At 53.9% G+C, this 14,798-nt stretch carries 13 protein-coding genes; 1 reads left to right on the top strand and 12 read right to left on the bottom strand.

Annotated features, from left to right (window positions below; all coding sequences use genetic code 11):
• Positions 1-85: 85 nt before the first annotated feature.
• From ACI3UA_RS04775 to pyk, 7 genes are all read right to left on the bottom strand, one after another.
• Entirely contained in the window at positions 86-1,786 is a 1,701-nt protein-coding gene (locus ACI3UA_RS04775) for a methyl-accepting chemotaxis protein (RefSeq protein ID WP_439723687.1), read from the bottom strand.
• A 238-nt stretch (positions 1,787-2,024) separates the two neighbouring features.
• On the bottom strand, positions 2,025-2,984 hold the full coding sequence (gene pfkA / locus ACI3UA_RS04770) for a 6-phosphofructokinase (protein ID WP_439723686.1): 960 nt from the start codon (positions 2,982-2,984) through the stop codon (positions 2,025-2,027).
• Positions 2,985-3,144: 160 nt separating this feature from the next.
• The gene (gene smpB / locus ACI3UA_RS04765; RefSeq protein WP_439723685.1) at positions 3,145-3,618 is read right to left on the bottom strand and encodes an SsrA-binding protein SmpB; all 474 of its coding nucleotides are present in this window, start codon (positions 3,616-3,618) and stop codon (positions 3,145-3,147) included.
• A gap of 95 nt (positions 3,619-3,713) precedes the next feature.
• Positions 3,714-6,080 (bottom strand): ribonuclease R, encoded by a 2,367-nt coding sequence (gene rnr / locus ACI3UA_RS04760; protein WP_439723684.1) that lies wholly within the window; start codon positions 6,078-6,080, stop codon positions 3,714-3,716.
• Positions 6,081-6,126: 46 nt separating this feature from the next.
• Complete coding sequence (locus ACI3UA_RS04755) at positions 6,127-6,867, bottom strand: alpha/beta hydrolase (protein WP_439723683.1); 741 nt, start codon at positions 6,865-6,867, stop codon at positions 6,127-6,129.
• Positions 6,868-6,977: 110 nt separating this feature from the next.
• Positions 6,978-7,205, bottom strand: coding sequence for a preprotein translocase subunit SecG (secG, locus tag ACI3UA_RS04750; protein ID WP_439723682.1), 228 nt, complete (start codon positions 7,203-7,205; stop codon positions 6,978-6,980).
• A gap of 71 nt (positions 7,206-7,276) precedes the next feature.
• The gene (gene pyk, locus ACI3UA_RS04745; protein WP_439723681.1) at positions 7,277-8,713 is read right to left on the bottom strand and encodes a pyruvate kinase; all 1,437 of its coding nucleotides are present in this window, start codon (positions 8,711-8,713) and stop codon (positions 7,277-7,279) included.
• Positions 8,714-9,094: 381 nt separating this feature from the next.
• On the opposite strand from pyk, the gene ACI3UA_RS04740 reads away from it, so the two are divergent.
• Complete coding sequence (locus ACI3UA_RS04740; RefSeq protein ID WP_439723680.1) at positions 9,095-9,745, top strand: CBS domain-containing protein; 651 nt, start codon at positions 9,095-9,097, stop codon at positions 9,743-9,745.
• A gap of 138 nt (positions 9,746-9,883) precedes the next feature.
• Here the strand turns inward: ACI3UA_RS04740 and ACI3UA_RS04735 are convergent, their stop codons facing one another.
• The 5 genes from ACI3UA_RS04735 to ACI3UA_RS04715 form a co-directional block, all read right to left on the bottom strand.
• On the bottom strand, positions 9,884-10,588 hold the full coding sequence (locus tag ACI3UA_RS04735; RefSeq protein ID WP_439723688.1) for an ABC transporter ATP-binding protein: 705 nt from the start codon (positions 10,586-10,588) through the stop codon (positions 9,884-9,886).
• Positions 10,589-10,603: 15 nt separating this feature from the next.
• Positions 10,604-11,374, bottom strand: coding sequence for an ABC transporter ATP-binding protein (locus tag ACI3UA_RS04730; RefSeq protein ID WP_439723679.1), 771 nt, complete (start codon positions 11,372-11,374; stop codon positions 10,604-10,606).
• Positions 11,374-12,321, bottom strand: a complete 948-nt coding sequence (locus tag ACI3UA_RS04725) for a branched-chain amino acid ABC transporter permease (RefSeq protein ID WP_439723678.1) — start codon at positions 12,319-12,321, stop codon at positions 11,374-11,376. The genes ACI3UA_RS04730 and ACI3UA_RS04725 overlap by 1 nt, the downstream gene beginning before the upstream one ends.
• A gap of 10 nt (positions 12,322-12,331) precedes the next feature.
• A complete protein-coding gene (locus ACI3UA_RS04720) occupies positions 12,332-13,219 on the bottom strand; it encodes a branched-chain amino acid ABC transporter permease (RefSeq protein WP_439723677.1) in 888 nt (295 codons plus the stop codon).
• A gap of 244 nt (positions 13,220-13,463) precedes the next feature.
• On the bottom strand, positions 13,464-14,636 hold the full coding sequence (locus ACI3UA_RS04715) for an ABC transporter substrate-binding protein (protein WP_439723676.1): 1,173 nt from the start codon (positions 14,634-14,636) through the stop codon (positions 13,464-13,466).
• Between the last annotated feature and the right edge of the window lie 162 nt (positions 14,637-14,798).

Genomic DNA, 14,798 nt, shown 5'->3' with positions numbered 1-14,798 from the left:
CTGAACAGATACAACAAAATAATAAAATGCTACTTGTTGTATGTTACCGCAGTGCTATGTACGGCTTTACGAATAAGCTGAAATTTCAGAATTTGAATTTCTGCAGGCTCTCCTGCACTTCCTGAGCCTGGCGGGCCAGCGCATCGCTGGCAGAAGCAATTTCCTCGGCAGAGGCGGACTGCTGCTCGGTCGCCGCCGAAATGGACTGCATATTGTCAGACACATGCTTGGCACCGCTGTCAATTTCGACCATCTGCCCTGTGATGCCTTCGGCCTGGCCTGCCACCTGCGCCACCGATTCCGACATGTGCTTAATCCTGTCAGATACCTGCACTACCAGCACATTGATTTCCTCAAATACATGGCGCAGTCCCTCTACGGACGCGGCGCCCTGAGCCACAGCCTCGCGGCCGGAATTCATGGAGGCGACAGCCTTGCTGGTATCCTCCTGTATCCTGCCGATAAGCTCCGCAATCTGCTGGGCAGCCGTACCGGACTGCTCGGCCAGCTTTCTTACCTCTTCTGCTACCACGGCAAAGCCCCTGCCCTGCTCACCGGCACGGGCAGCCTCAATGGCCGCATTCAGCGCCAGCAGGTTCGTCTGCCCTGCCAGATCCGAAATCGTATCCACAATGGCGCCAATCTCCTGGGAACGCTCACCCAGCTTATCAACCAGTTCGGCGGTAGTGCGAACCGTTTCTTCCACACTCTGAATCTGGCTGACGGATGCCCCGACCACGCTGTTGCCGGAAGCCGCCTTTTCCGCGGCCTGCCCTGCATCGGCCGAAACTTCCCCGGCCTCGCGGCTGATGCCATCCACGGATTCCGTGATGGCGGCCACCCGCCTGGTACCATCCTCCACGGCTCCCTGCTGCTGAATCACAACCGCAGCCGCATCCGCTACGGACTGGGCTACAGATGTGGCCGCATTGGCAGACTCCATGGAGCTGGAATTTAGCTGCTGGGAAGCCGCCGCAATCTGCTCCGTGGTACGGGAAAAGTCCTTCAGCAGCTTGCTGACCGCCAGCGTCATGTCATACAGCCCCCGATGTACATCGCCAAACTCATCGCCACGGGTGGATGGAGCCGTCTTTACCATGAAATTGCCCTGGCTCAGCTTCTCACAGATATGCAGCATAATTCCCAGAGGCTCCTTAATGGCATTGGTCAGCTTATAGCTGAAGCCCAGCAGAATCACCATGCACACCACGGTGGTAATCACCATCAGCATGATAGCGCTCTCACCGTCAGCGGCATTCTGCTGATTCGCCTCAAAGGCCGCCTCCCGCGTAGTCTTGCTCAGATTCACCAGAGCGTCCCTGAGCTTCACCGTATCCTGTCTGGCCGCCCTGTTGTATTCGGCAAGCCCCGCCTCGGAGCCGCCGGACTTCACCGCCGCCATCACCGCCGGCATGGATTTTTTGAAGCTGTCCCAGTACCCCATCATCTCCTGTACCTGGGCATAGTCATCATCTCCCGCCGTCAGAGGAACATATTCCTGAAGAATCTCCTCCATGGCACTGATGTCCTTGGCCTGGCTCTTGGAAAGCTCTTCCAAACGTGAAGTATCGGCAATCACCTGCATGGAGCGCACCTGTATAGTACGCATCTTCTCACAGGCCTGCCCCAAAAGCTCGACAGAATGCATATCATCCGCATACATTTTCGCCATCTGCTCATTGGCATTCTGAATCGACATGGCTCCGCGTACTCCGACGACGGCCATGCCCACCGCAGCTATAATAACCATAATCAGGATTTTATAGCTCACCTTGATGTTATCCATAAAATCACTACCCCTTTATTGAATATGTTTATCTAAAAAGCAAACTACCCCCCCCCGAAAATACGTTCTGCATCTTTTATCCCCCACATCTACAGAGCATTTTCGGAGCGAGGTCTACTTGTTCTATGCCCACTGCGTTAATAAATCAATAATATTCCAAAAATTGCCAATGCTTTCAAAAATAGGCGTATGACACAACATGCATACGCCTATTCTTTTTTTACAAAAGCATATAAAATTATGCCAACACCTTGGACAGCCTGATGAACTCAGGATCCAGTGTCTTGGTATTGGTGGCAGCCTCCTCCAGAGGAATCTCTACAACCGTGCCGGTATCAAGGCCGTACATGATGCCGTTTTCGCCGTTCAAAAGCCCCAGTGTGGCCTTCTCGCCCAGCAGGCTGGCATTGATGCGATCCTGCACGGTAGGAGAACCGCCGCGCTGAATATGGCCGAGAACGGTCACGCGGGTATCAATCGCCGTCTTTTCTCCCACCTGCTTGCCCAGCTCCACAGCGGAAGCGGCACCCTCGGATACAACAATAATGCTGTAACGCTTGCCTGCCTCATAGGCCTCGCGGATTTCTGCGCACATGCGGTCAAGATTGAACTTCGCCTCCGGAGCCAGCACGTATTCCGCACCACCGGCGATACCGGTGGTCATAGCCAGCCAGCCGGAGGTCTTGCCCATTACCTCGATGAGAATAATGCGGCGATGGGCGCAGGCGGTGTCGCGCAGCTTGTTGATGGCATCCACAACAGTATTGGCCGCCGTATCGGAGCCGATGGTATAGTCAGTGCCCCACACATCGTTCTCAATGGTCCCCGGAATACCTACCACATTCATGCCCAGCTTGGAAAGCTCCCAGGCACCGGCCAGGGAACCTGCACCGCCGATAACAATCAAGCCCTCGATGCCGCGCTTCTGAAGATTTTCCAGAGCAGCCTTGCGGTTCTCCGGATCCATGAACTCAGGACAGCGCGCCGTTCCCAGGAAGGTACCGCCCCGCTGAATCATATCGCCTACGCTGCGGGTACTAAGCTCCTCAATCTGATCCTTCAAAAGACCCTTGTAGCCGTTGCGCACGCCCCAGATGCGCACACCGTCATGGCGGGCGGTGCGGACAACGGCACGGATAGCGGCGTTCATGCCGGGACAGTCGTTACCACTGGTAAGAATAGCAATATTTTTCAACATTTATACAACCTCCAAATTACTGTGCCTACATTGTACTTTCATGATAATTTATACACTGTTAATATTCAATAGATTTCATCAAATTCCTGCTAAATTCTCAAAAAAATTGAGAAAAAAGTTTCAGTACCATTTACTTTGGCAAATACCCTGCAGGCGGCCATCAGCCCTTCTGCCTGTCCCTGAGCTCCCGTGCCACATCCCGCTTGACAGCACGTTCCTGCAGGTCGCGGCGCTTGTCGTAGTTGTGCTTGCCGCTGGCCAGGGCCAGCTCCAGCTTTGCCCTGCCCTTCTTGAAATACACCTTCAGCGGTATCAGGGTAAAGCCCTTCTCCCTCGTCTTGCTGAACAGCTTCACAATCTCGGCCTTGTGCATCAGCAGTTTCCTCGGCCTGATGGCCTCATGGTTGAAGATGTTTCCCTGCTCATAGGGGCTGATGTGCATATTCTGAATGAATATCTCACCGTTTTTGATTTCACCATAGCTGTCCTTGAGATTGGCACGGCCATCACGCAGGGACTTTACCTCGGTTCCCTGCAGTACAAGACCTGCTTCAAAGGTCTCATGTATAAAATAGTCGTGACGCGCCTTGCGGTTTTCGCAGGCAATCTTGACAGCGGCGTTTTTACGTCCCATGTCTATCTCCTAATGGTCTTCTAATCCTCATTCGATACTAGTTCAGTAGTCATTTACCAGTTGCTTGACGGTCAATAAAGCTTCGTCCGGCAGCATCAGATTGTCAGGGGATCGAAGCTGGCGATAACATCACTGCCTGACCTTCTTTTCCCCTTGCGCTTGCTGTGCTTGTCCTTTTTATTTTTCTTCCGCCCGGTACGCTCGGCGGCCTTGCGGGTGTCCTCACGGCCTGAACGGGCCTGCTTCGCCTTTTTGCTCTCCTTGCCGCTGACGCGCCCTTTCCTGCCGGTGCGGCCTTTGGCCTTTGCCGCGCTGCCGCTTTCAGCCCTGTCCGCGCTGTCCTGCATCTGCAGTGCCCGCGGGTCGCAGTTATCCTTCACCAGAAAATCAAGGGAACGGGCCTCCACATCGGCGCGGGCCAGCAGTATCTCCACCGTGTCCCCCAGCTGATAGCGCCGCTTGTGATGGGTTCCCACCAAAGCATACTGGCTCTCGATATAGTCGTAATAATCATCTTTCAGGGTGGTCATGTGCACCAGCCCCTCCACGCCGTTATCCAGCTCCACAAAGAAGCCGAAGCTGGTCACACTGCTGATGATTCCCTCAAAGGTATCACCCACAAACTGCTGCATGTATTCTACCTTCTTCAAGTCGGTAGTGTCCCGCTCCGCGTTGACAGCCACGCGCTCCCGCTGGGAGGCATGCTCCGCCCTCTCTGCCAGCTTTTCAATAATCTTTTCCCGCTTTTCCTTCGGAATGGAGCCTGTTGCAAAGGACTCCCGCAGGAGGCGGTGCACCATCAGGTCAGGATAGCGGCGGATTGGCGAGGTAAAATGGGTGTAATACTGCGCCGCCAGACCGAAATGACCCAGATTTTCCGCCGCATACCGCGCCTGCTGCATGGAGCGCAGGGCAACCGTGCTGACGATTTTTTCCGCCGGGCCCCCGGCAATCTTCTCCAGTGTCACCTGCAAATCCTTCGGCTTGATGCTTCCGTCAGAGGCGGTCTTGAGATGCAGGCCGAAGGTGTTCAGAAGCCCGTTCAGGGCCGTGACCTTGCTTTCCTCCGGTTCCTCATGGACGCGGTAGACAAATGGCTGCTTGCGGCGGCACATGTGCTCCGCCACAGTTTCATTGGCGGCCAGCATGCACTGCTCGATGATGGATTCCCCCAGGTTGCCCACGCGCTTTTTCAGCCCCACGGCCCTGCCATCCTCGTCCAGCTTCACCTTAATCTCAGGAATCTCAAAATTGATGGCTCCCCGGCGGTGGCGGTATCTGTACATGGCGTTCCTGACCTCCTGCAAATCGCGCAGGAACGGCACAATATCCTCGTTGTCACGGGTGAATTCCTTGTCGTTCTCCACGAGGATTTTATTGACCAGCGTGTAGGTCAGGCGGCGGTAAACATGGATTACCACAGGCAGAATCCTGTAGTCCGTCACCTTGCCCTCGGCGCTTATGCTCATTTCGCAGGCCATGGACAGCCGGTCAACGCCGGCGTTCAAACTGCAGATGCCGTTGGACAGCGCCTTTGGCAGCATAGGCACAACCCTGTCCACCAGATAAACGCTGGTGCCCCTTGCCTCGGCCTCCACATCCAGCGGCTCCTGCTCACGGACATACCAGCTGACATCGGCAATATATACCCCCAGAAAGAAGCTGCCGTCAGGCCTTTTCTCTACGTACACGCCATCATCCAGATCCTTGGCATCCTCACCATCAATGGTTACGATTTTCAGATGGCGCCTGTCCTCACGTCCATTCTGCCCAAGATGCTCCTCCGCGTTGATAGTCTGCTCCACGGCATCGGCCGCGGCCTGCACCTCCTCCGGAAAGCCTTCGGACAAGTCATACTGCCGCATGATGGACAGAATATCCACCCCCGGCTCGCCCTTCTGGCCGATGACCTCGATAATCCTGCCTTCCGCCTTCTGCTTGCCATCCGGCCAGCTGGTCACCTCTGCCACAACTTTGGAGCCGGTGACTGCGTCCATGGCCTGTCCCTCCGGAATGTAGATGTCCGCCTTCAGCCTTGTATCATCGGGAGCCACGAAGCCAAAACGGCGGCTGGCAGAGTAGATGCCCACAATCCTGCTGTTGGCCCGCTCCAGCACCTCCGTGACCCTGCCTTCCCGCGCATGGCCGTCAGCAGCGGCCCCGGCAATCGCCTGCGCCAGCTGAACCTGCACCACGTCGCCATTCATGGCCGTGTGCAGCTCGTCCTTGGAGATAAAGATATCCGCCTGATTTTTCTGCATACCTTCCGGCGTCACAAAGCCAAAGCCGCGGCTGTTGATGGAAATCTTTCCCTTTATTATCTCATCCGTATACTTCAGGGCAGCATAGCGCGCATCCCGCGGCGGCAGAGCCTGCCCGGCCTTCTGCCTGTCCGATCTGCTCCTGCCTGCCCGGCCCAGATTCCTTTTGCGCGTGCGCACTGCTTTTCTCTGCTGTTTCATAAGCCATCACTCCCATCTGACTGGATGTATCAACACCTTGTCCCTCTTAATTCTTCTCTAAAAAACCGGCCACCTTCCGGAATACCTCGTCACGCTGGCAGTCCAGCGTCAGCAGATGCCCGGACCTGTCCAGCCAGTGCAGCTCCTTTTCCACACTGCCCGCACGTCGATAAATATAGTTGGCACTCCTGTAGCGCACCGTGTGATCGTTGTAGCTCTGCATCACCAAAAGCGGTGCCTTGATGCGGGGCAGTTCCTTCTTGACCACATCAATCAAATCCAGTACCTCATGCACTGACACCAGCGGCATCTCAAGGTAGGAGACATTGCACTCCTCCGGCACGTCTACCAGCTGGCGGCGCCTCTTGGGCTGAAACCGCCCGGCACATTTTTCCCGCGGCGGCAGGCGATACAGCATTTTGTCCTCATGAATAAAAATCGGCGTTGCCAGTGCCGCCACACTGTGCACGGGCACATTGGCCGCCAGACGCAGGCTCAAAAGCCCTCCCATGGACTGGCCGACCACGGAAACCCTCTCACAGCAGCTATCCAGAAGCGCATAGCCGTCACATACGGAATCATACCAGTCCTCCCGGCTCATGCGCGCCAGATCCTTCGGTGTCGTGCCATGTCCTGCCAGACGCACCCCCAGAACCGTATACCCCAGATCATGCAGATGACAGCCCAAAAGCAGCATTTCTGACGGCACGCTGGTAAAACCATGCACCAGCAATACGCCATGACTGCCACTGCCATAAAAAAACGGCTCTCCTCCACGCAGAATCATTCTCTCACCTCTTCTAACTTCATCTGTTAAACTTATTCTACCACAAAAAATAGGCGTTCTCAATTTTTATATTGAGAACGCCCAGTCCTTGCTTTTTATGTAGTGCAAAATCAGAAGCTGGTCAGCTTGGCAATAAACAGGGTAAGCACGCCAAACAAAACCGCCAGAACAACCGTAACCCTTGCCAGAAGGGCATCCATGCCGCGGGCGCTGCTGCTGAAAACAGTATCACTGCCGCCGCCCATGCCCATGCCGGCAGACTTCGGCGTCTGCATTACTACGGAGCCAATCAGCATCAGGCCGATAATGGCATCCAGAACCATCAAAACCGTAAGCATCTACGGGCAACCTCCTACCTATCAAAAACTTCCACTATCATAGCATAAAGCAGAATATTTTTCAAGCAAAGTTAGTCCACAATGGCAATCTGGATTTTGGTGGTATTATTGCCCTTGCTCTTGAAGCCGGCCTCACCGGAGGAAATGCCGGAGGTAATAACGGTGGTATCGCCAACCTCCACATAACCCTCGCGGAGAGCGGCGGCCACGGTAGCACCGGCACTGTCAATCTCGTCATCCCAGATACGGCCGTTGATGAGCTGTACGCCCCAGTACAGGTTCAGCTGGCGGGCAACCTTGGCAGTGCGGGCATAAGCCACAATATCTGCCAGCGGACGGTACTTGGATACCGCCTTGGCGGTATAGCCGGAGTGGGTCGGGGTCAGAATCGCCTTTGCTCCCAGCTCATAGGAAAGCTGTACGCTGGAATGGGCGATAGCATCGGTAATGTGCTTCTGCTCCTCCACGCCGGTGTGGGCAAAACGCTTCTCGTAGTGGATGGTGCTTTCTGTCTTCATGGCAATCTTGCTCATGGTCTGCACGGCCTCCACCGGATAATCGCCGCTGGCAGTCTCACCGCTGAGCATGATGGCATCAGTGCCGTCAAATACCGCATTGGCCACGTCGGAAACCTCGGCACGGGTAGGACGAGGATTGTTGGTCATGGACTCCAGCATCTGGGTGGCAACGATAACCAGCTTGCCGGCCCTGTTGCACTTGCCGATAATCTCCTTCTGCAGGAAAGGCACATCCTCGGCCGGAATCTCCACGCCCAGATCGCCGCGGGCCACCATGATGCCGTCAGCCGCCTCGATGATGGCATCGATGTTCTTGACACCCTCGAGGTTCTCAATCTTGGCAATAATATCCATGCTGCCCTTGTGCTTCTTGATGAGCTTCCTGATTTCCTTTACATCGCTGGCACGCTGAACAAAGGAGGCAGCCACGTAGTCCATATCATTCTCAATGCCGAAGATAATATCCTTCTCATCCTGCTCGGAGATAGGCGGCAGGCTTACTGCCACACCCGGAGCGGCTACGCGCTTCTTGGTGCTCATAGGGCCGCTGTTCATGATTTCGGTCACGATATCCTTGCCCTTGATTTCCTTTACGGTCAGGCCAACCAGGCCATCGGACAGCAGGATGGTGTTGCCCGGCTTTACCTCCTTGTACAGATCCTTGTGGCTGATAGGAGCATGATGCTCATCACCCGGGGTATCTGCGTAGGTCAGGACAAACTCCTCGCCCTTGGTCAGCTGTACCTTGCCATCCTTGAACGCACCAAGGCGCATCTCAGGCCCCTTGGTGTCCAGCAGCAGAGCTACAAGGCTGTCAGTGTGGCGTGCCGCATCGCGAACCATCTTGATGCGTCCGGCATGCTCCGCATGATCGCCATGAGAGAAATTAAAACGGGCACAGTTCATGCCATTCTTAATCAATTCTTCAACCAATCCCGGTTTTTCAGTAGCAGGTCCCATTGTACATACGATTTTAGTCTTCTTTAACATAACTATATACTCTCCTTTCGCGCAGTTCGCGCTCCCATGACCGGCACCACAGCCTCACAAATACAAGTGTCCTGATTTCTTCTCTCAGGCCCTGATACCCGTCACAACTCATACATTATTTGTATATTATTATAAATGTGGTATATTATTCTTTTCTCATTCCATGCGTATTATATATGATAAAAATAAACTTGTAAAGGGAATACGGCTATTGGGCGCAAACACTTTACATTGCCGTCTATTTACTATCTATTGTACCACAATAAGATTTTTACTTCAATTTCTTCCATATTTATTCCCCATTGCAGGAATTTTTCTTCTTTTGGCGAATTATTATGTAAAGCAGAATCGACAAAGCATGTTATGGAAAGGATGATATATATGTTTGTTGCCAGCCGCATGACCAAAAATCCGATTACCGTGGAGCCATCCACCCCTGTCAATGAAGCCGCCAAGCTGATGAAAAGGAGAAATATCCGCCGCCTGCCCGTAGTGGAAAACGGCAGTCTGGTGGGCATCATCAGCGACCGGGACATCATGCGGGTTGCCCCGTCACCTGCCACCACCCTGTCCAAGTTCGAGATTATGAGCCTCCTGGACAAGATTACCGTTGCCGAAATCATGGCAAAGGACGTCGTTTCCCTGCCGGACACGGCCACCATCGAGGAAGCCGCCCTGGTGATGTACAATGAAAAGCTCAGCGGCCTGCCGGTGGTCAGCAGCATGGGGGCCGTGGTGGGCATCATCACGGAAACCGATGTCTTCAAGACCTTTGTAGACGTTATGGGGCTGGCTGACGGCAAGACCCGCATCACCCTTGACGTGGTTGACAAAATCGGCGTTGTCAAGGAGCTGGCCGGCATTATCGCCGATGCAGGCTTCAACATCGACAGCATGGTAACCTGCCGTCAGGCCGCCCTGGCAGGCCACTTTGAAATCGTCATCCGGGTGGATGCCGACAACGTGGATGAAATCACCGCCAAGATTGAGGAAAAGGGCTATAACATTGTCCATGTTGCCAAAATCGGGTGATTGTATCTATACGGCTACAATAGCACAGCAAGAAAAAAATTCCCTGAAAAACAGACAAAAAGCTGTTTTCAGGGAATTTTTTATGACATATTGCAAAGACAGCGCAGCCTTGCCCGGCTCCTAAAGCCCGTCAGCCCATCAGCCGCCCAGGTAAGCCTTCCTGACATCCTCGCTGGCCGCCAGCTCCTTCGCATCGCCGCTGAGGGTGATGCGGCCGGTTTCCAGCACATAGGCCCGATGGGCGATGGACAGGGCCATGTTGGCGTTCTGCTCTACCAGAAGCACCGTAGTGCCCGCCTTGTTGATGTCCTGAATGATGGCAAAAATCTCCCGGATAAGAAGCGGCGCCAGACCCATGGACGGCTCATCCAGAAGCAGCAGCCGCGGACGGCTCATCAGGGCACGCCCCATGGCCAGCATCTGCTGTTCACCGCCGGACAGGGTGCCTGCCAGCTGGCTGATGCGCTCCTTCAACCGCGGAAAACGGGTGAACACCATCTCCATATCATCCTTGATGCCGTCCTTATCCTTGCGGGTGAAGGCTCCCAGCTCAAGATTTTCCAGCACGGTCATCTCGGCAAAAATCCGCCGCCCCTCCGGCACCTGAGAAATGCCGCATTTCACTATCTCATGGGCAGGCATGCCGGCAATATCACTGCCCTCGAACTCAATACTGCCGCCCTTCGGCTTCAGAAGCCCGGAAATCGTGCGCAGGATGGTGGATTTTCCGGCACCGTTGGCGCCAATCAGGGTAACGATTTCCCCCTCGTTGACCTCCAGGGAAGCGCCCTTGATGGCGTGAATTGCACCATAAAAGACATTGATGTCATTAATTTTCAGCATAGTTCCCATTTTCCATCAAGCCTCCCCGCCCAAATACGCCCTGATAACCTCAGGATTGCGCTGAATTTCCTGCGGCGTGCCGGTGGCGATAATCATGCCGTACTCCAGCACGTAGATACGCTCGCAGATGCCCATGACCAGGCTCATATCATGCTCAATCAAAAGCACCGTCAGGCCGAATTCCTTCCGTATCCAGCTGATCATCTCCATCAGCTCCTTGGTTTCCTGCGGATTCATGCCGGCCGCCGGCTCATCCAGCAGCAAAAGCTTCGGCTTTGCCGCCAGGGCACGGGCAATCTCCAGACGGCGCTGGGCGCCATAAGGCAGGTTCTTCGCCTGCTCGTCCGCCTTGCCGTCCAGCTTGAAGATTTTCAGGAGCTTCAAGCTGTCCTCCTCAATCTGCTTTTCCTCGCCAAAATACCTGCCCACGCGGAAAACAGACTCCGCCAGTCCGTACTTCACATGGGAATGAAAGGCAATCTTTACGTTGTCCAGCACGCTCAGCTCGGAAAACAGGCGGATATTCTGGAAGGTACGCGCCACGCCCCGCTGGGTAATCTCATAAGGCTTCCTGCCCACAATGCTCTTGCCGTTAAACTCGATACTGCCGGTGGTAGGCTGGTAAACGCCGGTAATCAGGTTGAAAGCCGTGGTCTTTCCGGCACCATTAGGGCCAATCAGCCCCACCAGCTCGCCTTTATTAATATAAAAATCAAAATCAGAAACAGCCTTCAAGCCGCCAAACACAATGGAGACATTTTCGGCCTTCAAAAGCGCCTCACTCATTATTCACGCCCCCTTTTGAAAATCCGGCGGAGGATGCCCATGCTGGTAACCTCCATGTAGCCAAACAGCCCCTGCGGACGATAGAACATCAGCAAAATCAGGGCCAGAGCATAAATAATCATGCGGAACTCAGGCCACGCCGCCAGAGCCGCCGAAAGAAAGGTCACCACAAAAGCACCGGCAATGGAACCGGTAATGGAGCCCAGGCCGCCCATAACCACCATAATCAGATAGTTGAAGGAAGCCAGGAACGTAAAGGAGCCAGGATTGATGATATAGAAGTTGTGGGCAAAGAGGCCGCCTGCCACACCGGCAAAGGCCGCACCGATGGTAAAAGCCATTACCTTGTACTTGGTGGTATTGATGCCCATGGCCTCCGCCGCAATCTCATTCTCGCGGATGGCAATGCAGGCACGGCCGTGGGAGGAATTGACAAAATTCTTGATAAAGAACAGGGTGAAGAGCATTACCATAAATACCCAGGCAAAATTGGTATGGTGGATAATTCCCTTGAAGCCTGCGGCACCGCCCACATAATCCATGTTCATAATCACGATGCGGATGATCTCGCCCAGTCCCAATGTGGCAATCGCCAGATAATCACCTCTGAGGCGCAGGGTAGGCAGGCCGATGAGAAAACCAAGAATGCCTGCCAGCACAGCACCTGCCAGCAATGCCACGATAAACGGCATGTGTAAGTAGGAGGTCATCACCACGCCCGTATAGGCGCCTACCGCCATAAAGCCCGCATGCCCCAGGGAAAACTGCCCCGTATAGCCATTAATCAGGTTCAGGCTGGCCGCCATAATCACATTGATGCCGATAACAATCAGGTTCAGTTCCCAGAAGGAGCTGAGAACGCGGGTAGTAATCAGGGCCTGCAGTACAGCAAACAACACCAGTGACAGGCCCAGCATAATCAAATCATTTTTGCGCATTAAGTTCATATCCTGTCACCTACACTTTCTCACGGGTATTCTTGCCAAACAGGCCGGACGGCTTGAACAGCAGTACCAGAATCAAAATCGCAAAGGCCGCCGCATCACGGAAGGTGGAGGAAATAAATCCGGACACCAGCGCCTCAATCACGCCCAGAATAATGCCACCGGCCACGGCTCCCGGCAGGATACCGATGCCGCCCAGCACCGCCGCCACAAAGGCCTTCAGGCCCGGCATAATGCCCATCAGCGGGTCAATGGAGTTGTAGTACACGCCTACCAGCACGCCGGCCGCGGCCGCCAGGGCGGAACCGATGCAGAAGGTAAAGGAAATAACCCTGTCCGCATTGATGCCCATGAGCTGTGCCGTTTCCACGTCAAAGGAAGCGGCCCGCATGGCCTTGCCCAGCTTGGTCTTCTGGACAATATAGGTCAGAATCAGCATCAGCACCAAAGTAATGCCCATAATCAGCATCTGCTGGCCGTTGATGATAAAAGGCCCCACGTTGAAGGCAATGCTGGGCATAACCTCCGGGAAGGTCCTCGGCGTCGGGGTAACAAAATACATGGTGGCGTACTCAAGAAAGAAGGACACGCCGATGGCCGTAATCAGCACCGAAATACGTGGCGCATGACGCAACGGCTTGTAGGCCAGCCGCTCAACCAGCATGCCCAGCATGCCCGTTACCACCATGGAAATCAAAAGCGCCGGCACAATGGACAGCCCCGCCCTCGTCACGGCAAAAAAGCCGATATAGGCACCAACCATGTAAATATCGCCATGGGCGAAGTTTATCAGCTTGATAATGCCATAAATCATAGTATAGCCCAACGCTATCAGTGCATAAATGCTGCCCAGGGAGACACCATTTATCAGCTGTTGGACAAACTGATGGGAAAATTCCATAAAAAATTCCTCCGCGAATATAAACAATCAAATTAATTTAAAAAATATAAAGTGAACAGCTCTCCAAAATTGAGAAAAGAGGCCACACTGAAGGCGGCTCCGCATCATACGGAAACAGCCGCCTCCTGTGACCTCTCACATTTCAAAGCCTATAGCCTATGCACAGCACCGTCAGCACGGCCGGTCAGCCTCCCCGGCAGGAATGCCGGTCCTGTCCGTTGCCCGCCTGCTGTCTGCCTGCTGCTTATTTGCTTGGAGCGATTCTGCCCTTGAACACATACTTGCCGTCAACATTCTGAATGATGATAGCGTCCTTAATCGGATTATGGGTTGCAGGGTCCATGGTAATCTTGGCAGTAGCAACCTGCAGATCCTTGGTTTCCTCAATAGCCTTGCGGATAGCCTCAGGCTCATCACTGCCTGCACGCTTCAGGGCGTCTACCAGCAGCTTGCCTGCATCGTAGCCCAGAGCGGCGAATACGTTAGGTGCATGGCCGTACTCCTTGTTGAAGGCATCAATAAAGCTCTTGGCACCCGGATCCTCTGCGAAATAATGGGTAGAGAAGTAGGTGTTGTTCAGGGCGGAAGCACCTGCGATATCAGCAACCTTTGGATCATCCCAGCCGTCAGTACCCAGAATAGCACCGGTAATGCCAATCTCACGGGCCTGCTTTACAATCTTGCCCACTTCCTCATAATAAGCAGGAACAAAGATTACATCTGCGTTAGCGCTCTTAATCTTGGTGAGGGCAGCCTTGAAGTCCTGATCCTTAGCCAGGAAGGCCTCCTCCATTACTACCTTGCCGCCGGCAGCCTCGAAGGTCTCCTTGAACACCTTGCCCAGGCTCTTGGAATAATCAGAGCTGGAGTCGATGTACAGAACTGCAGTCTTTGCCTTCAGCTCCTGATCAGCAAACTGGGCCATTACAGTACCCTGCTGCGGGTCAATGAAGCAGCTGCGGAAGATGAACGGCTTAACCTGGCCGTTCTCAACGGTTACATCAGGGTTGGTAGCTGCAAAGCCGATTACAGGAACCTTGTTGTCGGTAGCCACCTGGGACTCTGCAATAACATTGGCAGTTACAGCAGGGCCAACGATAACCTTTACCTTGTCATCGGAAATCAGCTTGGTTGCCGCATTTACTGCCTCGGCAGCCTCGGACTTGGTATCAGCCTCCACCAGCGTAATCTTCTTGCCGTTGATGCCGCCAGCCTCGTTTGCTTCCTTGATGGCCAGCTTCAGGCCTTCAAGACCTGCCTTGCCGTAGTTTGCCTGGTTGCCGGTCATCTCAATGTTGGCGCCGACCTTGATGTCATCACTGGAACCACTGTCACCGCCGCAGCCGGCAAACACAGTACCCAGCATGGCAACCCCCAAAACTGCACTTGCCAGACGAAGTTTCTTGCTAAAAAACATATTCATTCCTCCTATTATTAGTCATTTTCAGTGGAAAAGTATACCTTTTCATGTTTTCATACATTTCAGATACTTTTCAGCCGCTGTACGCTAATGAAACTATTATAGTTTACATGTTTACAACTGTCAATATAATCTTGTTTGTATTCAATGTACACCTAT

Origin of the sequence: Anaerovibrio sp., from assembly GCF_051866355.1 — a bacterium.
Taxonomy (GTDB): domain Bacteria; phylum Bacillota; class Negativicutes; order Selenomonadales; family Selenomonadaceae; genus Anaerovibrio.
Note: the sequence above shows the minus strand (reverse complement) of the source record. Positions and strands in the feature narration are given on the sequence as shown.